The sequence below is a fragment of the Methanobacterium sp. genome, assembly GCF_016217785.1.
Classification (GTDB): Archaea; Methanobacteriota; Methanobacteria; order Methanobacteriales; family Methanobacteriaceae; genus Methanobacterium.
Genome location: NZ_JACRGA010000006.1, coordinates 1 through 21,410, shown reverse-complemented (window position 1 = coordinate 21,410; position 21,410 = coordinate 1). Strand labels below are relative to the sequence as shown.

16 protein-coding genes are annotated in these 21,410 nt (G+C 41.2%); 6 read left to right on the top strand and 10 right to left on the bottom strand.

The window, feature by feature from the left end; all coding sequences use genetic code 11:
- The 3 genes from HY987_RS03640 to HY987_RS03630 form a co-directional block, all read right to left on the bottom strand.
- Positions 1–1,513 (bottom strand): chitobiase/beta-hexosaminidase C-terminal domain-containing protein (locus HY987_RS03640; RefSeq protein WP_292755820.1); only part of this gene is annotated, 1,513 nt, incomplete at its 3' end.
- Between the two features lie 397 nt (positions 1,514–1,910).
- On the bottom strand, positions 1,911–4,022 hold the full coding sequence (locus HY987_RS03635; protein WP_292755818.1) for a chitobiase/beta-hexosaminidase C-terminal domain-containing protein: 2,112 nt from the start codon (positions 4,020–4,022) through the stop codon (positions 1,911–1,913).
- A gap of 218 nt (positions 4,023–4,240) precedes the next feature.
- Positions 4,241–5,305, bottom strand: a complete 1,065-nt coding sequence (locus HY987_RS03630) for an ABC transporter substrate-binding protein (protein ID WP_292755816.1) — start codon at positions 5,303–5,305, stop codon at positions 4,241–4,243.
- Between the two features lie 303 nt (positions 5,306–5,608).
- On the opposite strand from HY987_RS03630, the gene HY987_RS03625 reads away from it, so the two are divergent.
- The 5 genes from HY987_RS03625 (at position 5,609) to HY987_RS03605 (ending at position 12,933) form a co-directional block, all read left to right on the top strand.
- Positions 5,609–10,168 carry a chitobiase/beta-hexosaminidase C-terminal domain-containing protein gene (locus tag HY987_RS03625; RefSeq protein WP_292755814.1) on the top strand — a complete coding sequence of 1,520 codons (4,560 nt, stop codon included), beginning with the start codon at positions 5,609–5,611 and terminating at the stop codon, positions 10,166–10,168.
- 96 nt (positions 10,169–10,264) lie between these two features.
- Positions 10,265–11,056 (top strand): hypothetical protein, encoded by a 792-nt coding sequence (locus HY987_RS03620; protein WP_292755812.1) that lies wholly within the window; start codon positions 10,265–10,267, stop codon positions 11,054–11,056.
- Positions 11,057–11,162: 106 nt separating this feature from the next.
- Positions 11,163–11,801, top strand: a complete 639-nt coding sequence (locus tag HY987_RS03615; protein ID WP_292755810.1) for a MotA/TolQ/ExbB proton channel family protein — start codon at positions 11,163–11,165, stop codon at positions 11,799–11,801.
- Positions 11,798–12,151 carry a DUF2149 domain-containing protein gene (locus HY987_RS03610; RefSeq protein WP_292755808.1) on the top strand — a complete coding sequence of 118 codons (354 nt, stop codon included), beginning with the start codon at positions 11,798–11,800 and terminating at the stop codon, positions 12,149–12,151. Before HY987_RS03615 ends, HY987_RS03610 begins: the two co-directional genes overlap by 4 nt.
- 77 nt (positions 12,152–12,228) lie before the next feature.
- On the top strand, positions 12,229–12,933 hold the full coding sequence (locus tag HY987_RS03605; RefSeq protein ID WP_292755806.1) for an ABC transporter substrate-binding protein: 705 nt from the start codon (positions 12,229–12,231) through the stop codon (positions 12,931–12,933).
- 151 nt (positions 12,934–13,084) lie between these two features.
- On the opposite strand, the gene HY987_RS03600 is transcribed toward HY987_RS03605, so the two are convergent.
- The 3 genes from HY987_RS03600 to HY987_RS03590 form a co-directional block, all read right to left on the bottom strand.
- On the bottom strand, positions 13,085–14,152 hold the full coding sequence (locus HY987_RS03600; RefSeq protein ID WP_292755804.1) for an ABC transporter ATP-binding protein: 1,068 nt from the start codon (positions 14,150–14,152) through the stop codon (positions 13,085–13,087).
- Position 14,153: 1 nt separating this feature from the next.
- Positions 14,154–14,840 (bottom strand): ABC transporter permease, encoded by a 687-nt coding sequence (locus HY987_RS03595; protein ID WP_292755802.1) that lies wholly within the window; start codon positions 14,838–14,840, stop codon positions 14,154–14,156.
- Between the two features lie 75 nt (positions 14,841–14,915).
- On the bottom strand, positions 14,916–15,800 hold the full coding sequence (locus HY987_RS03590) for a substrate-binding domain-containing protein (protein ID WP_292755800.1): 885 nt from the start codon (positions 15,798–15,800) through the stop codon (positions 14,916–14,918).
- 270 nt (positions 15,801–16,070) lie between these two features.
- On the opposite strand from HY987_RS03590, the gene HY987_RS03585 reads away from it, so the two are divergent.
- On the top strand, positions 16,071–16,280 hold the full coding sequence (locus tag HY987_RS03585) for a TOBE domain-containing protein (RefSeq protein ID WP_292755798.1): 210 nt from the start codon (positions 16,071–16,073) through the stop codon (positions 16,278–16,280).
- A 68-nt stretch (positions 16,281–16,348) separates the two neighbouring features.
- Here the strand turns inward: HY987_RS03585 and HY987_RS03580 are convergent, their stop codons facing one another.
- From HY987_RS03580 to HY987_RS03565, 4 genes are all read right to left on the bottom strand, one after another.
- A complete protein-coding gene (locus HY987_RS03580) occupies positions 16,349–17,035 on the bottom strand; it encodes a phosphotransferase (protein WP_292755796.1) in 687 nt (228 codons plus the stop codon).
- A 163-nt stretch (positions 17,036–17,198) separates the two neighbouring features.
- Positions 17,199–19,724: a hypothetical protein gene (locus HY987_RS03575; RefSeq protein WP_292755794.1), complete on the bottom strand. Its 2,526-nt coding sequence runs from the start codon at positions 19,722–19,724 to the stop codon at positions 17,199–17,201.
- A gap of 537 nt (positions 19,725–20,261) precedes the next feature.
- Positions 20,262–21,266 (bottom strand): tungsten-dependent formylmethanofuran dehydrogenase subunit FwdF, encoded by a 1,005-nt coding sequence (gene fwdF, locus HY987_RS03570; RefSeq protein WP_292755792.1) that lies wholly within the window; start codon positions 21,264–21,266, stop codon positions 20,262–20,264.
- Between the two features lie 4 nt (positions 21,267–21,270).
- A partial coding sequence (locus HY987_RS03565; protein WP_292755822.1) for a 4Fe-4S binding protein occupies positions 21,271–21,410 on the bottom strand: 140 nt, incomplete at its 5' end.

Sequence of the window (21,410 nt, the reverse complement as noted above, 5' to 3'; positions counted from 1 at the left end):
TGTTGATTGGTCCGGTGTATTGTGTGCTGGTGGTGGTTGGTGTTGTTCCGTCGGTGGTGTAGTAAATAGTGGCTGTTTCATTGGGTGTTAGGGTTATAGTTTGTGTGTTGTTGTAGTTTCCTCCGACAGGGTTTGCTTGGACTGTTGGTGCTGTGGTGTCGATGGTGTAGGTTTCGGTTTGCACGGTTCCTTGGTTTCCGGCTGCATCGATTGCCATGAATTTTAGGGTGGTTGTGGTGTTGATGTTTATGGGTGTGGTGTATTGTGTGCTGCTGCTGGTTGGTGTTGTGCCGTCGGTGGTGTAGTAGATGGTGGCGGGTTCGTTGGTGGTTAGTGTAATAGTTTGTGTGGTGTTGAACAATCCTCCAACTGGATTTGCGGTTACTGTAGGTGGTATGACGTCTATCGCTGTGATGTTCAGTGTTTGTGTGCTGTTTCCTGCTGCGTTGATTGCTGTGAGAGTTACTGTGTAGTTTCCTGGTTTGGTGTAGGTGTGTGTGGGGTTTTGTTCTGTGCTTGTGCTGCTGCCGTCTCCGAAGTCCCATATCCATGAGGTTGGGTAGTTGCTACTGGTGTCTGTGAACTGCACGTTTAAAGGTGCGTTACCAGATGTGGTGTTGGCTGAGAAATCTGCAACAGGAGTCACAGGGGAGTAGTTAACTGTGTAACCGCTAGATTGTGCGTCTCCCAATATAACTTTGTTTGTCCAGCTGATTCCCTCACCATCTTTTCCACCTACTGTCCATGCGTATGAGTTGAATGAAGCTTTTGTGTTCAGATTGTTGAAAGTGTATTCAACTTTCACAGCACCGTTATCTATGGCTGCCGTTCTTATGTTTCCAACGTACAGATCGATGAACATAAGATATTCTGCTGTTGAGGGATCGCTGGTGTTCTGGCCATAGTAAAGTGGCAGAGACCATACTCCTAATGTTCCAGGACCGGGTTTGTAGACATGGGGTCCGTACTGGAAGTCAGACTTTGTGAAAGTCTCATTCACCGCACCATTTACGTAATTAATAGCGTCAGTTGTGGGTGCGGCACCTGTAAGTGTCCAGTTGTAACCACTTGAAATGATGGTTATGGAAAAATCATCTGATATAGGTCCCTTCACTGATAAGAGAAGAATTATATCATCGTTGTATCCTCTACCTCCTGTGGTGGTTATGTAAAACACACCTGATGAAGATGTGCTTGTGGCGTTGATAACGTTCACCTGTCCGTAAGCATTAGCTGTACTGTTAGTGATGTGGAGCTGGTTTAGTCCCCCTCCCTCTGCTAAAATGTAGTAGGTACCGTTGGGACCGGCGTAATAGGCGCTGTCATTGTTGTACTTCGCTCCTTCATAGTTGGACATGTTGATGAATATGTGCCTGTTGGACGAAAGATTCGTTGTGTTCATGTCTGACTGGCTGGAAATCGTAGTTCCACTTACACTGTCTGCGGATGCGCTTCCACAAAGGGCTAATGCTACAAAAAATAGGATTACTATTGGTATTGCGTGTTTTTTCACTTTTTTCACCTCCGATTATTTTTATTGACATGTTAAGATTTGCATATCAAGGTTCAAATTTGTTGAACCTTCATATAAACATTAGTATTCTAACTATTTTCATAATAATAGAAAAATATCTCATTTTTTGGTAGAATATATAGATGATCATAGAGTCTAAAAGCATTCAAGAGGGTTTAGAAGATAAAAACTCATATAGAATTAAATGATCAACTTACATGATGCAATGCTTTCAAAACGATATAAACAATAAAAAAAAACATTAAATAACAAGTAACTTTTGATTGATATCAAATGACCTACATTAAGTTTTCTATAGAATCTGCAGTGACTGGTTTAATAATAAGTAAATCAAAAAAATTGGCATTCAAAAGAAATAAAAAAAGAAAAAATGGGTTTAATTTTTCCTGCTTAAGGCTAATCCACTTCCTATCATGAATAGTGCTGATATTAGTGCTGTTATTGGCATTCCGGTGGTTTTCATTGGTATTGTTTGCGTGGTTGTTGCTGCATTTACTGTTTCTGTGTTTGTTGGTGAGCTTGTGTTTTCTGTACTTGTTTTTGGTGCTGCGGTTACTTGTAGGGTTCCGATGTTGTTGGTTAGTCCTGGGTTGTATCCGGCTACGGTTACGGTTGGTAGTATGTTGTATGTTCCAGCGCTTTGTATGTTGAGGTTGAGCCATAGGTATGGGTCAACTCCGGCTGCTACGCTTCCTACTGTCCAGGTTAGTGTTCTTGTTGTTAGGTCGTAGTTTACTGTTCCTTGGTCTACGTTTGCGCCTGCGTATTCTACTCCTTCGGGTATTACGTAGGTGAATACTATGTTATGTGCGTCTCCGGGTCCGTTGTTTCCTAGTTTGAAGGTGTAGGTTACTTGGTCACCAACTGTGGGGTTGGTGATGGATGGAGTGATTTGTACGTAGACATCGGATTTGATGTTGTAGGTTTCGGTTTGTACTGTTCCTTGGTTTCCGAATGTGTCGATAGCCATGAATTTTAGGGTGGTTGTGGTGTTGATGTTGATTGGTGTGGTGTATTGGGTGCTGGTGGTGGTTGGTGTTGTGCCGTCGGTTGTGTAGTAGATGGTGGCTGTTTCGTTGGGTGTTAGGGTAATGGTTTGTGCAGTGTTGTAGTTACCGCCGGTTGGGTTTGCTTGGATTGTTGGTGCTGTGGTGTCGATGTTGTAGGTTTCGGTTTGTACGGTTCCCTGGTTTCCGGCTGTGTCGATTGCCATGAATTTTAGGGTGGTTGTGGTGTTGATGTTGATTGGTGTGGTGTATTGGGTGCTGGTGGTGGTTGGTGTTGTTCCGTCGGTGGTGTAGTAGATTGTGGTTGCACTTTCATCGTCAGCTGTTAAAACAACGGATTGTGCGGTATTGTAATTTCCTCCACTAGGGTTTGCTTGGATTGTTGGTGCTGTGGTGTCGATGGTGTAGGTTTCGGTTTGTGTTGTGCCTTGGTTTCCGGCTGTGTCGATTGCCATGAATTTTAGGGTGGTTGTGGTGTTGATGTTGATTGGTGCGGTGTATTGGTTGCTGCTTGTGGTTGGATCTGAACCATCGGTAGTGTAGTATATGGTGGCGGGTTCATCGGCACTTAGGGTTACACTTTGAACGGTGTTGTAAGTACCGGTATTTGGACTTGCCTGAACTGTTGGAGCAGTGAAATCAGTACCAGTTACTGTATATCCTGAACTTCCAGAGTCAACTATCCGGTTGGTCCATCGTATTCCCTGGCCCTGGTTGGAATCATTTGAATATCCATAGACATTAAATGAAACCATTTGCCCTCCAGACAAGCCAACAATAGTGTATTGGACTTTGATCATACCATTATCCATAAGTCCGCTGTATAAAGAGCTTTTAAGTATGCCTGCGTAAAGATCAATGAACAATATACTAAATGTGTTGGTTGTGTTAGTCATGTCCTGACCATAGAAAATAGGAACATTGTAATTGTTTGGTCCAGGAGCGGGCTTCCAGATTTGTGGTCCGTAGATAAAATCAGATTTGTAGAAAGTTTCGTTCAGGGCAACAAGATTGTAAGTCAAGGCACTGTAAGCTGGAGTACTACTTTTATCTACAGGAACCCAAGTGTATCCGCTGGTGGTTATGGTTAAGGCGAAGTTATCCCGTATGGTTCCATTGATGGCTACCATAATTATCCCTGCATCATTCCAACCACGGCCACCAGTATTACTCACATAAAATGTTCCTGATGTATCATTGGATGATACCACGCTACCATAAGCATTACCACTATCATTGGTTATGTGCAGTTCGTTCATTCCCTGTGAAGAACCTTGCAGGGTGTTGAAGAAATTGTAGCTATCGTTCCCATTGTTATCGAACCTTGTTCCATTATCATTGGATACTGAAAGATTAACATCTCTATTAGGGGAAATAACAGCCATATTACTGTTATCCTCGGCGGCAACTGTACTCACGGTGGATATGCATAAAATCACACCAATCATGAGCAGAATAGATATTCGTTTAGTTTTTCCCATTTTAACCTCCATTTTTATTTTAATCAAGCTATTATCAATTAATACTCAATTTAAGGCAATAGTCCGTTAATTACAAAAATTAATCCTTTTTTATCCTCCCCCTTTTAGCCATTTAATAGATCTAATCATGGGATCCATGGATAACAAATAATCGATATACATATATATACGTATCGAATTTATTTAAAAGAAAAATTTAATTCTAATTATAAATTCAATTAAAATTGTGTTAACCCTGAAGAGCTCAGTATATCCGACACTTCCCCATCAGTTAAATTATAATGGTAGAATGCACTGTAAAATTCTTTGGTGAGGTTTTTAAGATCCATATCACTGAATTTATCAGGATAAATTACTTTGGCAGTCCATGGTATTCCAATAATGGTGTTGGCCCCGGGTGGGTTTTCAAACCAGTTAAAGGGGGATTGTGGTGCCAAGTATACTTGCTTGTTTTTCACTGCATTCACATTCTGCCAGGACTGGTTGGTGTAAACGTTTTGGTAGAACTGTGAATCACTGGTGATGATGACATCTGGATTCCATTGGGAAACCAGTTCCATGGAAACTCCCATACCTCCCTTACTTGCCGGGGACTGTACCACATTCACCCCACCACAAATGGTTATAAGTTGAACCTGAGGAGAACCCGGTGCAAAAGTGCTTAAACCATTTTCACCCTTGGCATAGTAAACTTTCTTTTTCTCAGATTCCGGAATACTTGAAACTGTGTTTTTAACCTTACCTGAAACATTGTTGTAGAAACTAACCAGTTCATTGGATTTATTCTCTTCTCCTAAAACTTTTCCCATGAATTTAAGGGAGGGCACGATATCGGTGAGATTGTTATCTCCTTCCACATCCAGAACCGGGATCTGGCCAAATTTTTCCTGGATTTTGTTGACAGTTTCCTTATCCTCCCCATGACCCACAAATACCACATCTGGATTCTGGGCTATGATGGCATCATAGTCTGCATTTTGCTTACCTCCTTTTAAAATAGGGAGATTTTGGTACTGGGAAGATAGGTAGCGGTTTTCTGACGAGGTTCGGTTAGAATTCCAGGCAATCATCTTATCTGGGGCGAGCATGTAAAGGGGCACAGTGATGGATTCCGACATGGCGTAGGTTTTATTGATTTCATCAGGCACAGCAATACTTCTCCCCATCATATCTGTGGTCTCGCCGGATAGGTTAAAGCCAGAAGAAAAGATGTAAATTCCAATCACACTAACAATAATTATAACTCCAATTATGGCCACTGCCTTGATTTTTTGATCCTTCATGTTACCCCTTAGTAGAACTAGTTTTATGAGATTATTCTAACTTACGCGAGATGGTTTAATAAACATATTGAAATACTCTAACTATACATTAGCTTAAATAGTTTTAATTAATCATTTTAGCATAATTTAGATTAAATGTTGTATTAATTCTTATTTTTAAAAAAATGTCCGGAATACTGTCATAGGTAGAGTATTAATATTCTTAGAAAATATCTTAGAAAGTCTTATATATATCTGAATTGTAAACTTTGACGTGTCGAAGTAGTGTTAATAATGTTTATTTACAAATGGAGCGGATGAAAATTGGGAAAGAATTATGTAATGTTTCTGGCAATCACGTGTTTTATGGCTCTAATTATCTGTGGAAGTGCAACTGCTGATCAAACAGTTATCTCGTCATCTATGGATCAAAATTTAACAGTATCCAACGATGATGGGGCGCGGTATAATGCCAACGAAAATATCACTGGCCTGAACAACACTTACAATTTCTTCAATTCATCCAGTCAAAGTGCACAGCAGGGTCAGAACGCTTTGCACCTCTCTTCCAATAACAGCACTGATGCTGGGGGTGTGGTTTTCACCAACTCATCATCTGGTGTTTTCTACATGAGCGACACCGGGGGAAGGGGATGGAATGATAACGGTATATTAATGATTGCCATAAATGGCACAATTCCTGATAATTTTTACGTTATCATAACTGCCAGCGGATACCAGTGGGCTCCTCTGGATTATAATCTGCACCCTAACCCTGCTAACATGACCTACGTGATAGGGACAGTTAATGAAACATTTACCAAAGAAGATTTCTTATATGGTCTCCAGACATGGAAACCTTGCCCTGCCAGTAATTACCCTATTTATGAAGGCCAGGATGTATATAACCTGACCAACACCTTTAACATCATGTTCATCGATTTATGGGCGGGTTTCATCGGACCCAATACTCGAAGCCTGTACCCGGACTACGCATTTATTGATAATGGAATGATCAAGATCACCTATGAATTTTTCAACCTCCCTGAAGGATCCCTGGCAGCATTCGGTGCCTATGCCTACTGTCAGAGTTCAAAACAGGGCGAAGGTGTTCGATGGGTAAATCGAGTAGGTGGTACCGGATCTTCTGGATACTATGTAAACGGTGTGGTCAGTACCCCGGAATCAGATTTCACTGCTAACCCCACCAAAGGCACAGTACCTCTGACGGTTCAATTCACTGACCAGTCAACTGGAACTAAACCATTAACTTACGCTTGGGATTTTAATGGTGATGGTGTTGTGGATAGTACCGAACAAAACCCAAACTGGACCTACAATACTCCTGGAACCTACAATGTCAAGTTAACTGTCACTAATTCTGTGGGCAGTTCTGAAAAAACCATGACCATCACCACCAGTGACAGTGACATTGTAGTCCCAACAGCCTCTGCTAACTTACCCAGTGGTGCCTACAATACCAGTATATCAGTAAATTTAACTGCCACCGATGACCTTGATCCCAACCCAAAAATATACTACACTCTAAATGGAAATAACCCCATCACCAGCAGCACACTCTACACCGGACCAATCATCATCTCTAAAGAAGGAAAAACCACCCTGAAATTCATTGCAGTTGACGCATCAGGAAACATTTCCCCAATCACTACCCTTAATTACACTATTGACAAGACAGCCCCTAAAGCCACGGCCAACCCCACTGGGGGTACATTTAACACAGCTCAAAGTGTAACCCTAACTTCCACTGACAACCTGGACCCCAACGCCACCATATATTACACTAAAGATGGAACCAAGCCCACCTCCAGCAGCACCCGTTACACGGGTCCCATAACTATAAATGGACTGGGCAACATTATTTTGAAGTTCGCAGCCCTAGATGCTGCAGGTAACTGGAGTCCAATTTACACTGAAACCTATAAGTTAATAGATGTCAAAGCACCAGTGGCATCTGCTGATTTACCTAACGGCGTCTATGACAGTGATCAGGTTGTGAAATTGAGTGCAGTTGATGACCTGGATCTCCATCCAAAAATATATTACACACTCAACGGAGTCGATCCCACCACCAGCAGCACACTCTACACCGGAACCATACCTATCAACATGGTGGGAACCACCCTTCTCAAATTCATCGCAGTCGACGCTGCAGGACACCTTTCAAACATCACCACCAGGACCTACATACTGGACAAACCAGGAGCAAGCGGAACATGGGTCAGCACCCTCCTGGACACCAACAGCATGTATAACTCAATTGCTGTGGATGCATCAGGTAAACCTCACATTGTATACTATCAGAAAGCAGACTCTGCAACTGAATACCCTGAACTAAAATATGCCTACTGGACCGGGAACACCTGGCATATTGAAACCCTGGAATCAACCAAATCCGGTTCAGGATACTATGTATCACTGGTACTGGATTCATCTGGTAACCCCCACATCGCTTACAGTCAAAGCACTCCAGACAAACTCAAATACGCTTATAAAGATGCCAATGGATGGCATTTCTTTGATATAGTAACCAATATTGATGTTTCATATGTTAACCTGGTTTTATACCAGGATAAACCTCAAATAAGCTATTTCGAAAACACCGAAGAAAGACTTAAATATACCTACCTCAACGGCACAACCTGGGTAATAGAAAACGTCACACCCACCCCAACTGGTGGGCACTGGAATTCCCTGGCACTAAACCCCAATGGAAACCCCAGAATAGCCTTTTATGACTATTTCAGTTCAACCACGGGTATCCTCAAATATGCCAAAAGAACACCAACCGGTATTTGGCAGATTGAAACAGTAGATGACTCAGGGGATGTGGGAGTGTGGTGTTCTCTGGTAATAGATTCACTGGGAGCTCCTCATATAAGCTACAATGCAAAGCTCAACGGTGGGGCTTTGAAATACGCATACTATAGTGAAACACAATGGATAATAGAAGTAGTGGATAATTTAGACTCATTAGCCAGCAAACTAATCCTGGATCCAGCTGGTAATCCCAGAATAGTCTACCAAAATGTTCTAACCAGCAACCTGAAATACGCCTACAAAGAAGGTTCAACCTGGATCATCAACAACGTGAACACTCTCGATGGTGCGGGACATTGGCTTTCCCTCACCTGCAACTCCCTGGGAGTTCCATATGTCAGTTACATGTCTGCCAACTCTCGTATGGGATACGCATATCTAGTACCATTCACTGCCAGTGCCACCCCCAGCGGTGGAGTTTATAACATGACTCAAAAAGTCACTCTCACCTCCAATGTAGGAACAACCCTATACTACACTACAGATGGCTCAGACCCAAGAACAAGCAGCACCAAAATCAAATATACCAACCCGATTACAATAAGCAATACAACCATCCTAAAATTCGCAGCAATAGACTCAGCAAACAACTGGGGATCAATATACACTGAAACTTACAGTATAATCCCCCTTAATTTAACCAAAAATGACATTGTTGCCGCTGCAAATACTGTGAAGGCCTATATTGAGGCCAATAAATCTTTACCAGCCAAGGTGACTGTGGGTGGGGTGAGCTTGAACATGGCACAGTTCCTCTATCTGGCCACAAAAGCTACAATTGCCTTTAATGGTGGTGCAAACAGTGTTTCCCTGGTTCTGGGTGACTATTCATTGCCAAGTGGTAGTTATGAAAATTTAAACACTGGTACCATGAGCTTGGCGGATTATGTTAATTTCGCTGACCGCATTGCAGGTCACATTAAGAGTAATAATGAAGTTCCCCTTTATGGTTTAATCGGACTGGGACAAATTGGCTATAAATCTCAGATTTATCTTTACAGTCGGGTGTTGAGTAGTTATGGTGCTAATGGTGTGCTACCTGCTGTTGTTACTGTGAAATCATGGAGTTCGGGTAATATTCCTATCATTGAACCAGTAGTGGTCTCGGTTACTGTTAATGATATTGTGAATGCTGCGAATATAGTGAAAGCTTATATTGAGGCCAACAAATCCTTACCAAGTACGGTGACTGTTGGTGGTCATGTGGTTAATATGGCACAATTCCTATACCTAGCAACTTCTGCCACTGTAGCACTCAACAACGGTCAAAGCATATCAACCACCATTTCGGTGGGAAGTTACTCACTACCCACTACTAGCAGCGAAAGCCTGAAAACAGGAGCACTGACCACAAATACCTACACGGATTTCGCCAGCAGAATTGCGCATCACATAGCAGAGAACAACCAGGCACCACCCTATGGTTTGATTGGCTTGGGGCAAATCAGTTATCAGTCACAAATTTATCTCTATAGCAGAGTACTATCCAGTTATTCAAGTAATGGCCTATTACCAACTATGGCAACTGTCAAGTCTTGGAGTGCTGGTAACATACCTATTACTGAGGTTATTTCTGGAACTTATACTATTGCCCAGGTGTTGGATGCTGCGAGTACGGTTAAAGCGCAGATTGAAAGTAATAAGGCCTTGCCGGGCACGGTAACTATAGGAACAAAAAGTATAAACATGGCGCAGTTCCTATTTTTGGCTACCAGTGCAACTAACCTTCTTAATAGTGGTAAACCAACAAATACCACTCTAACTGTGGGGAGTTATTCGCTGCCTGCCAGTAGCACTGAAAGTTTGAATGCTGGGGCGCTTACTGTTGGTACTTATGTGGATTTCGCTAATAGAATTGCGCAGTACATGGCGGAGAACTACCAGGCACCACCCTATGGTCTAATGGGCTTGGGGCAAATCAGTTACCAGTCACAAATTTATCTCTACAGTAGAATACTAACCAGCTACAAAAATAAGGGAACATTACCAACCACAGTAACTGTCAAAGCATGGAGTGTATCCAACATTCCCATAATCAACTGAACCAAAATTTAATGAATCCGTTTTAAACTCAAGATTTACGATTCAAACCTTAAAAATAGGATATACCAGAGAAAACAGTGTGGAATAAGGAATAAGATGAGATTCATAAAACCTATTATTTCAGTAATGGTCCTGCTTGTTATTGTATCATCGAGTATGGGATTTGCATTCGCCCAGTTTAGCGGATACTTATCCATTGAGTTCGACCAAACCACGGCAAGTGTGGGGGATACAGTCACCATGACGGTAACTGCAAGTAATGAAGGATTGGACAGCTGGTATCCGGTGGAAGTCTATGCCCCAATACCATCAGGAATGCAATACGTCTCCCATGTTGTCCCTGATAAAACACTACAAAATTATGATCCTGGTAGTGGGATATGGAATGTAAATAGGATGAGGCATGATGAAAGGGGCCACTTGAAGACTCTGATCATAACCCTCAAAGTACTCCCCGAAGCAGCAGGCGAATCTATAACCGGCACAACAAGTTTTCAGACACTAATGCTTGAAGGAACAGGCGAGGATTTAATAGCCTCAGGGGAAGTTCCCAATTCTAGAAGTGCTACCATAACTATTGAACCAGAATCCGAACCAGAAGATCCTCCTGAGGATCCACCAGTATCTGCAGGTGGCCCTGGAAATGGTCCCGGTGACGGAACAGGCAATGGTAGTGGTAGTGGGGTAGGTAATGGAACTGGCACTGGTCTTGACCTATCTGCCCTTACAGGTGGAGGTGGGGGAAATAATGGACAGGCTTACGAAGTATTCAACAGTACTGCTCCAACTGAAGCAGATCCACAGGACATGCTTTATGGTCTAGCAGCACTTTTGCTCGTGGCCGTGATCCTATTGGGATACTTATACGGAAACAAAAGGAAACAATGAAAAGAATAATAAACCTTGATTTTCCACAAACGTGAATTTCATATAAACTAGATTAGATTAAAACAGTACCGTGATAACATACATGTAACACAACAGGTGATCCAGTGTGACTTCCTTTTATGATATGTTCAACAGTTCAATGCACGCCATTTCCCAGAGTCTCTTGATACCAGTAATGGCAGTTCTGGCAATATTCTTTATATATGCTCTGGTTAACCTAGGGATTCTTTTATCTGAGTATTACAGGCGAAGAAAACTTAACTACGATGTTAAACAGTTAATTACCCAGTTTTTGTCAGTAAAGAATCACAGAAACTCTGATGAGATAATTAAAATAATTAAAACAGGTCAACTTCCACTCACTCATAAAGAAGTTCTGATAACTCTGGTAGAAAGTTCCAATCAAAGTCCAGAATTCAGAGAGTCACTGGCCCTTAAAATGGTAGAGGATGAGGGCATAAAATCGGCAAAAAGATTGGAAAGAACCGATATTATCGCTAAAATCTCCCCTGCAGTGGGGTTAATGGGAACTCTGATCCCACTGGGCCCGGGACTCACTGCTCTGGGTGAAGGAGACATTCAAAGCCTGGCCAATCACCTTTTAATAGCATTCGATGCTGCAGTACTGGGTATGGCTGCCGCAGCCATAGCATTTACTATATCCAAAATAAGGCGCCGCTGGTACGAGGAGGAAATATCCAATCTGGAAACCCTGGCAGATACCATCCTGGAGATTTTGAAATGATAAAGCAGAAAATGCGCAAACGCAGGAAGGAATTACTATCCAGTGATGAAGAGATCGATCCCATGATCTACGCAGTGAACATGGTGGACTGCATGCTGGTACTGGCAGTGGGATTTTTAATATTCAGTATAATGTCCATGGGTCTGCAGAGTGTGGTGTTCAGTGACATGTCTACCCAGGAGAGATCAGAACTTTCTCAGGCAATAAAAAAAAGCGTTCAACTGGAAATGGGTCAGGAGCTCAACGAAACCCCAACTGTAGGATCCAGTGGTACCACAGGATATGAAGATTTGGGAAACGTGTATAGAGATCCCCAAACCGGAAAGATGATATTAATCACGAATGGTTGATTTAATAATGCAAATTAAGGGTAATATCCCTTAATTTAGACAAATAAATCTTAGTAAACCTAAAGGAGCCTCAGACAATGACAATATTTGTATGCATGGATGATACCGACAATCTCAACTCACGAGGTACCGGGAGACTGGCCAGAGCAGTTGCAGAAGAACTGGCAAAAACTTATCCGGTAAGGGGAGTTACCAGGCACCAGTTATATGTCCACCCTGACATCCCTTACACTTCCCACAACAGCTGTGGAGTTATCCACATCAACATGGATGGTTATGAACACCTGGATGATATTTTCGAGATAGCACGAGAAGAAATGCTCGATGACTTCATAGACGGTAGTGACCCGGGGTTATCGGTGGCAAATCATGAGCAGATAAAACCATCCCTAATCGCATTTGGAAAAGACGCTCAGCAACTGGTTTTAACCCAGGAAAAAGCTCGAACCCTGGCTAAAAATCTTAAAATACGTTTGGAAGGCTTGGGGGGAACAGAGGATGGTGTAATTGGTTCAATGGCAGGATTGGGTCTGGCTTTAACCTCTAATGATGGTCGGTTTTTGCAGATTGGAAGTATAAGAGAATTAATTGGACCACAAACAGTCTCGGCTTTGATAAATGCGGGTATTGATGATATTTACACCCTAGATGGTCGGAGGGTGACCAGTGGGACCATCTGGAATGAAGAAACCAAATCAGTCAAGCCATGTCCAGTAAATGAGAAGGCAATTCTTTTTGTGGAAGAAGTTGATGGAGAGCTAAGGGCGGTTAAAAGAAACTAACAGTAACTCCAATTACCTATCTTTTAAACAGTTCTTTCTTAATTTTACTCTTAGTTCCTTATTTTATTCTCCTAATTCAACTCACATATCCCCATTAAACTAATAATTAATTTCTTCTTTAATTATGTTATTTCCTATAATTTTTGGCAGTTTAAACCTTAAAAACATTCACTGCTGATGCCTTAAATTCTAACCAGACTCTAGAACCTATGGTCAGTTGCATATCTGTGAATGATTTTCGAGTTATATAAACCGAGAAAACCTCTCCCACATCAATTCTAAGATCTAAAATACCTCCAGAATCCTTAATTTCTTTAATTTCACCATTAAATTCGTTAAGAGCACTGGTTTGTACTTTTGATCTGGAAATGGTTATGTCTTCTGGCCTTATGCTCATATAAACATCTCCTTCCATCATTGATGAAGAATAAACATTTATAGTTCCAGTATCGATCAGAGTAAGGCTATCTTCTACTCTGCGAGAGATTCCCTTCTTCACATTCCTCACTCCCACAAACTCAGCTACAAATCTACTTTTCGGTTTCCTGAAAACTTCTTCTGGCTTTCCAATCTGGAATATTTTCTTATTGAGTATGGCGATTTCATCTGAAAGGTGCTGACCCTGTATCAAATTATGGGTGGCTAGGATGACGGTAGTTTTCCTTTCATCACGCAGTTTTTTCATGAAATTCTCAATTTTCTCAGTGGATTGGGGATCCAGGTTGGCGGTGGGTTCATCTAAAAGTAGAAGATCAGGGTCAGTGACCAGGGCTCGGGCCAGGGCCATTCTCTGGGTTTCACCCCCGGAAAGAGTGGATGCGTCCCTTTTTTCATAACCGCCCAGACCAAGTGATTCCAGAAGATATTGAATTTTATCCTGATATGAATCCTTGTTTTCCCCTCTGATCTTTAATCCATAGCATATATTGTCATAAACAGTTCCCTTAAAGACGATGGGTTTTTGATAGACCATTCCCATCTTTCTTCTGATATCCAATTGATCCTTTTTATTTTTAGGAATTTCCCGGCTGTTGAAGGTAATTTTTCCAGATGAAGGTTTTTCAATAAGATCAATAATACGTAGAAGGGTGGTTTTACCGCATCCTGTAGGACCTATGAGTCCTAAAGTGGTCCCTTTTTTTAAATAAAGGTTAATATCTTGGAGGACGTTTTTTCCGTCGTATTTTTTTGATAAATTCTGAATTTCCAGCAGATTCATGTTATTTCTCCTGGACGTAGTTTAACACCAGATTTATTATTAGAGCAATCATGAGTAAGATGATTCCCAGGGCTATGGAGAGTTCTACATTACCTTTGGATGTTTCCAGGGACATGGTGGTGGTTATAACTCGGGTGTAACCCCTGATATTTCCCCCTATCATCATTGCTACTCCCACCTCAGATATGGCCCGGCCAAATCCCAAGATAATAGCTCCCAGAAGGGCGTATTTGGCTTCACTCATAATGGTTTGAATAGCCTGAAATTCACTGGCACCGAGGGATAGGGACAAATCTCTTATTTCGTCTTTAACACCACTTAATGCCAAAATGGTAAAACCAGTTATAATAGGGAGGACAAGTATCGTCTGACCAATTATCATCCCTCCCGGTGTAAAAAGAAGTTCTAAATTGCCTAACGGTCCCTGACTGGATATTAACAGAAAAACCAGCAGACCTACCAGAACAGTGGGCATGCTGTAAAGAGTCTGTATAATATTTATAATGGTTCTTTTTCCCCGAAACTTTCTGAAGTGTATGTATCCACCTACGGGAACTGCAATTACAGCAGCTATAACCGTGGAAGTTATGGAGATGTAGAGTGTTCTGAGGGTTATTTCTATGACTTCAGGGTCCAAAGTAACCAGCAAGTGCATGGCTTCGAAAAATGCATTTATGATCTCGTTCACTTAACCACCAAAAAAAGAATCATATAGGGGATTAAGATTTCCCCTAAATAAAAAACTAACTATTTTACAACAGGGTTATTTCGTTGGCTCGGCCTGATTTGCAAGTGGTATGAATAACTGTTGACCGTACTTTTCTTTACCATACTCACCGACAATAGTCTGACCTTCTGTTGAAAGCACAAAGTCTACCCACTTCATTGATGCGTTGTAGTTCACATTGGAGAACTTCTCAGGGTTCACAGGTATCATGGAATAGATGTTCAGCAAGTCTTTACCCTGGGTAACGAATGGCACCAAAGTTATGTTACCTTTGTATGCTAGATAGGTACCTGAATCGGATAATGTGTAGGCCGATTTTTCATTGGCCAGGTTTAAGGTGTCTCCCATTCCTTTACCAGATTCTATGTACCAACTCTGTCCCTGAATGGTGGTGTTGTAGTCAGCACCGGTTTTGTTCCAGAGCTGCACTTCCCTGTTATGGGTTCCTGAATTATCTCCTCTGGACACGAATTGAACCGTGGTAGGATTTGCTGCGCCAGCAGCGCTGATCTTGGAGAATGCTTCAGTAGCATTGGTTCCATTGATCTGGGCTGGGTCACTTGCTGGACCTACAATGTAGAAGTAATTGTAGGCGAACACATAACGCTGGGTACCGTAACTCTCATTTATGAACTTCTGTTCCTGGGTTTTGGAGTGAACCATTACCAGATCCACATCACCCTTTTTCCCATATTCAAGAGCCTGCCCAGTACCGGCTGCAATAAACTGCACATCAATATTGGGATTTTGTTTTTCAAAAGCTGCTTCTAAAACAGGCAATAAACCGGTGTCTTCCAGGCTGGTGGTGGTAGCAATCTTAAGGGTTTGCTCCTGACCAAATCCACTGAAAACAAGACCGGCTATTGCTACAATTGCAATAATTATAACTGCTAGCAATGCTATTTTTGTATTTCGTTCCATTTTAATCTCCTCTAATGATTGAATAATTAGTATATCGATCTGTATATATAACCATATCGAAAACTTGTTTCTTATATTTCATAGTTCAAGTTTTAATAATATTTGGTTATAGAGGATTCATAGGGTGGGCAAATTCTGTTTAAGTAGTTAATTAGTTATCAATCACCATAATGGGGAAATTTAATATAATTTATAGAGAAAGATCATAAATTATATTTGTTGGTGTTTACAAAATAAAGTATGAGTAAAGAAAATTTGTGGGGTAAAATCATGAAAATAAGCGCTAGAAACGGTTTGAAAGGAAAAGTAGAGAAAGTTGAGGAAGGACCAATCACAGCCAATGTAAAAATAAAAATAGAGGCTCCAGCAGAGATTACAGCAGTGATAACCAAAGAATCTGTGAAAGATCTAAACATTAAAGTTGGAGATGAAGTGGTGGCAATTATTAAAGCCACTGAAGTGATGATTGGCAAAGAATAACCAGTTGATTCAGGGGACCTTCGATCCAATTTAAATTAATTAGATTTTTCTTCCTTTTTTTGTATAATTTATCTCCTATTAAATTTCAGACGTCTTTTATAGGCTTTTCTAGCACTTTTAGCTATAAAATCAGATATATTCCTAATTTTGGTCTCTGAAGATTCTTCATATGACTTCAAGAACCAGTCAACCATTTCCAGTCTAAGGGGTGTTAATGGGGGAGAGTTGGTTAGAAGAAAAAAACAGATTTCTCCTAGATCTTCACAGGGGTCTCCGTTTATGGATTCTTCAAAATCTAAACCATAGATTTCTGAACCATTCCAGATGAAATTGCGTAAATTACAGTCTCCCTTCAAAACATTACCATTAACTCCTTTAATTTCATGTAAATCTGCCATCCACTCCCCTAAACTTTCCAAACATTCTTTAAATTTCAGGTTTTTTATAGGATCAACACAATTTTGTTCTTCCAGCAAGTGAGAAATGGTTTTTCCTGGAACATATTCGATCAATAAGTAATTATCTGAATCCTCGGGAGAGGATTTGTAAAATACCTTAGGAACCTTAATTCCTTCAAAATCCAACTTTTTTAAATTGGCAGCTTCAACTGATGATCTGGAGTTTTTTGGAGTGGGAAGATATATTTTAAGAACAAAGTAATTATCTGTGATGGTTTTAACTTTGAATGCTTGGTTTTTAAAACTCTTGAATTTTTCTAGAATTTTAAGATGCCCTTCTTGATATTGGGGGATCATTTATATCTCCTTATGTAAAATTATTCCATTTATTTTCAGTTTTTTGCCCCTTTCAAGTTGAGTCTTGTTATCGGGATAGTATGGGAATGTATGAAAACATGTCTAGTATTATTATAAAAAAATAGGGAATGAGGAGAAAATACTCCTCCAATTTGGGAAATTTTTATTTTCCTAACCGTTCTGATCCCCAGACTGCGGCAGCAATGGTGTTACGGGCCAGGTACAATATTATTGCGGCAACAGCCACCATTAAAGCTCCCAAAATCCAGAATATTAATCCGGAATCTGAAGAAGCAGGTTCAGTACCGGCTACAATTGTAGCAGTGCTGGCTGCGGGTATTGGTAAACCCGGGGCAATATTGGCTGATGTTCCCTGACTTTGTAGGGCACTGTTAGATGTGAATCCGCCAATAAATCCTGATAACTGTTGTCCCAGGCTGCTTCCCTGTCCATTTCCACCAGGAGTTACTGGGGTTGGAGTGGGGGTAGGTGTAGGGGTGGGTATCACGAAGTTTTTGATGAAATCTGCTGGATCTCCGCCAGCAGCAACCATGTTGCTCAGATCACTTTGAGTTAGGGGTATGGTCCTGACCACGCTGAATGCTGTCTGCACGGTACCGTATAATGCTTTACCAGGGAAAGCCTGGTCTAGATACCAGACAGCCCAGTACATGGTCTTGTAGTAGTTACTGTTGGCTGGTTGTAACTGGTTAATAATAGCAGTGTTCAGATCCAGAAGCATTGCTTCACCAGTGTTGGTTACAGTATTCCATCGCACAAATATGCCCGCAGCACTATTTTCAGTGGAATATCTCAGTCCAGTAGTGTAGTAGGTTCCCTGTGCAGCGGATAATCCTAGACTGTCAATAATGACCTGTTCTTTGCAGTGTGCGGTTATTGCCAGGTAGATATAGGCTTCATTGGTCCCTAAGGGTAAGCTGTTTTGCACATAATCGGCAATGAGGTAACCCTGGGTAAGTCCAGAACCGGGACATCCACCGCCTATTGCGGATTTTAGGAAGGCATAAGGCATTCCATAGGCCCACTGGTTAGTCAAACTCACCAGATAATAATCCTGCTGAGCAGAGTCTGGTATGCTGTAGGTATAGGCATTGTATACTGCTACAGATTTATCCCAACCTGCTGATCCTGATCCACCTGCTAGATTAGCACCGCTGATGTCGAAAACATTATACGAAACACCATTATAAACTACAGGTAATACTTCCAGAGTTTGAGTATTCTCATTGTACTGGAGTAATACTGAATTCAACTCTCCTTTAGCACCTTTTTGTGTGAATAAGAACCATAAAGGTGTCCATATTCCTCTTTTGAGACTGAAAAGGTTACCAATAGTACTACCAGTCACACTAATAATCCCATCTAAGGCTCCTAGTGTTCCTTGGTTGTCCAGAAGACTGTATCCTGCGGAGGTTATAACCAGTAGATTGGAATCTCCGTTGTTGAATCCCAGCAATGTCTGTGCTTTTTGGGCTGCCTGGGCACCGATAGCTTCCATTGTTGCGTAATTGTTGATTGGTAGAATGTTTTGGTATTGATAGTTATGGGCGTAGTTAGGGAGATTGTTGATGTATGCCTTGTCAAACCCATGACCTGGGTTGAAGATCACATTGGTCTTGGTAGGGTCATTGGGGTCGATTACGGCTGTACCCCACAAGTAATCGAAATCGGCTTTGTTGATGGTGGCTAGCTTATCCACGGTAACCAGTGAAGCTGGATCAGTTTTCATCTTGGCAAAGAGCCAGGACATGTATTTTAGTTCGCTTAAACTTCCGCTTACCACGGTTATGCCGGTTTGTGCTGTGAACTGGTTTAACAGGTCAGTGTTGTGTTTCATCAGGGCTAAAATACCGGTGTTGGTGGCCCTATTCCACATGATGTAGACGTTTTCGTTGGGGTCACCATTATTGAGTGCCTGATAGTTGTAAACCTGTGATGATCCACTTCCAACCCATTTTAAAGGCACCACATCCAGTATGGTCATGGGAACGTCATCGTCTCCGGCACCAGGACTAACCATTACATGGTATGATTGCTGGCTGTTGGTCAATGGGAAATTTTCATAAAAGCTCTTTGAAGATACATAACCTGTTAAGAGCCCTTCAGAAACTCCACTAGTACCCGCAATTTTCAGAAGGTCACTAGGCGCTCCATTGGCCCACAAGTTGGCAATGGCTACTATGTCAAAGGCGTTGTTACCCAGCGCGGCTATTATGGTGTTCCAGTTGGATTCGGCCATGTTTTCTGAGATGTAGATTGTAGCACCTGAAGCTAGAGTGCCATCAGAGTTTACCTGGAATTTTTTGGCTAAAAGTACGTTGTTTTCTTTGGTTACAAATGTATATTCCAGGGGATCGTTGGGTTTGTTGAGTACTACCAGGTTTCCTTTACCATAGGTTACTTGTTGGTCTGGGTTTAAGGGTGCGGTGGTATCAACCACTGCTTGTTGTCCACCTTCCGTACTGTCGCCGTTTAGTTCTGCTGCACCAGCATTGGTTATTACCAATGTTCCATCGGCAGAAGTGAACCCTAATTGGGTGTCTGCAATTGCATTCTGCGTTGCCGCTTGTCCTAAGTTATAACTTTCATTTTCAGCAGCCGATGCTGCTCCACAAATGGTCAAAGTGAATACAAATGCTAGCGTTAGTAATATAGTTGTGTTTTTCACTTTTTCACCTCCATTTAATTTTTGTTATGTAAAACAAGATTTAACGAATTATATATAAAAACATATCGATAAAAAAAATTAATTAATAAATCTTAAATTGATCTATTTATTTTAAATAAAGATCATATAATCCATATTTAACGAATTATATAAAATTACATTTCAATAGTTTAACTTATTTTTGGATACAAATTTAATTGGGCGCGCAAGGGCCTCGGGGGATATTAAATAATAATTTATCCATGATTTCACTAATTTATTAGTATAAATCTTAATTTAAGCTATTATTTTATAATTTTAATGATAGTGCAGGATAAAAATGTGATAAAAAATGTTAAAATATGGAAATAGATTTTTAGACTATTTTTAACTGATTTATAGTATGTGGGGTTATTTAAATGGATTTATTGTTTTATTATTCAATACTTAATAAAGGATGAAATTTAATGAGACCACTATTTAAAGGACTAAAAAAAGAAAAAAAAGAAAGGAGGAAGAAATTGAATTTTTTAATGTAGGAATATTGCTATTTTAAGGTTAATCCTCTAAAAGGTCTGCCAATCTATTGGTCCATGCCTTGGATTTAACATTTTCCAGGTTCATGTTTTTCCTTTTAAGAACGATACCTTGCTGTGGGCATGCTTTGGTACAGGCTCCGCAAAGGATGCAGAAAGTTGGATTAATAACAGATTTACCTTCTACAATACTAATGGCGTTACATGGGCAGACATCGGCACAGGCATGGCAAGAATCACCCTTACAGGTGAAATCATCCCGAAGGAAGATTTCTCCTTCAAAGGGCTTGGTAACTTCTGCAGCATCAACTGGGCACACTTCCTGGCACCATCCACATTTTATGCAGGTGTCCTCGTCCAGGATTATGTCTCCTTTGATCTCCGGATTTACAATTTCATCTCGTTCCATACATGTGGTACAAACGATTTTAATGGCATCAACCGGACAGGCACGTCTGCATATGCCACAGTAGATGCACTTGGATTCATCAATATCAACTGAACTGGCAATGGAGGGATTACTGGAGTTGATATCGTTTCGATCCATGGTGATGGCCTCTGCAGGGCACATTTCTTCACATATTCCACACTGGATGCATTTTTCCTGATCAACTTCTGTTTCACCACGAACCAGTTCCTTCACTTCCGGCAGGGATCGCTGTAGGAATATGGCATCAGTGGGACAGGCAGTACTGCAACGTCCGCAGTAGATACAGGTTTCAGAATCGATGGAAGCATCATGGGTCCATAATGGATAATTATCCATTTCTTTGGTATCGATCCCGTTAATATCTAATTCTAGGGCATCGAATGGGCATGATGATGCACATAAACCGCAGAGACAGCAAGCGTTTTCATCGATAGTGATGAAATCCATTTTAACTAGTCCGCGGGCTATGGGGAGTATTGGCCCCATTTTGATTGCGGTTGTAGGGCAGATATCTGAACATATTCCGCATCCTACGCATTTCTCATTCTTATGGGTGAGGGAACGTATTTCCTTTCCCTCTCTTTCCACAGAGCTCATGGTATCATCCTTTGCTTATGGCTTGATTTGGGCAGTTTTGAATGCATAAATCACAGTCATCACAGTTTTCTGGGACTAAAACTAGTTCACCGTCAATATCTTTTAGTGCGCCCTGTTCACAGAGTTTTACACATAATCCTTCAC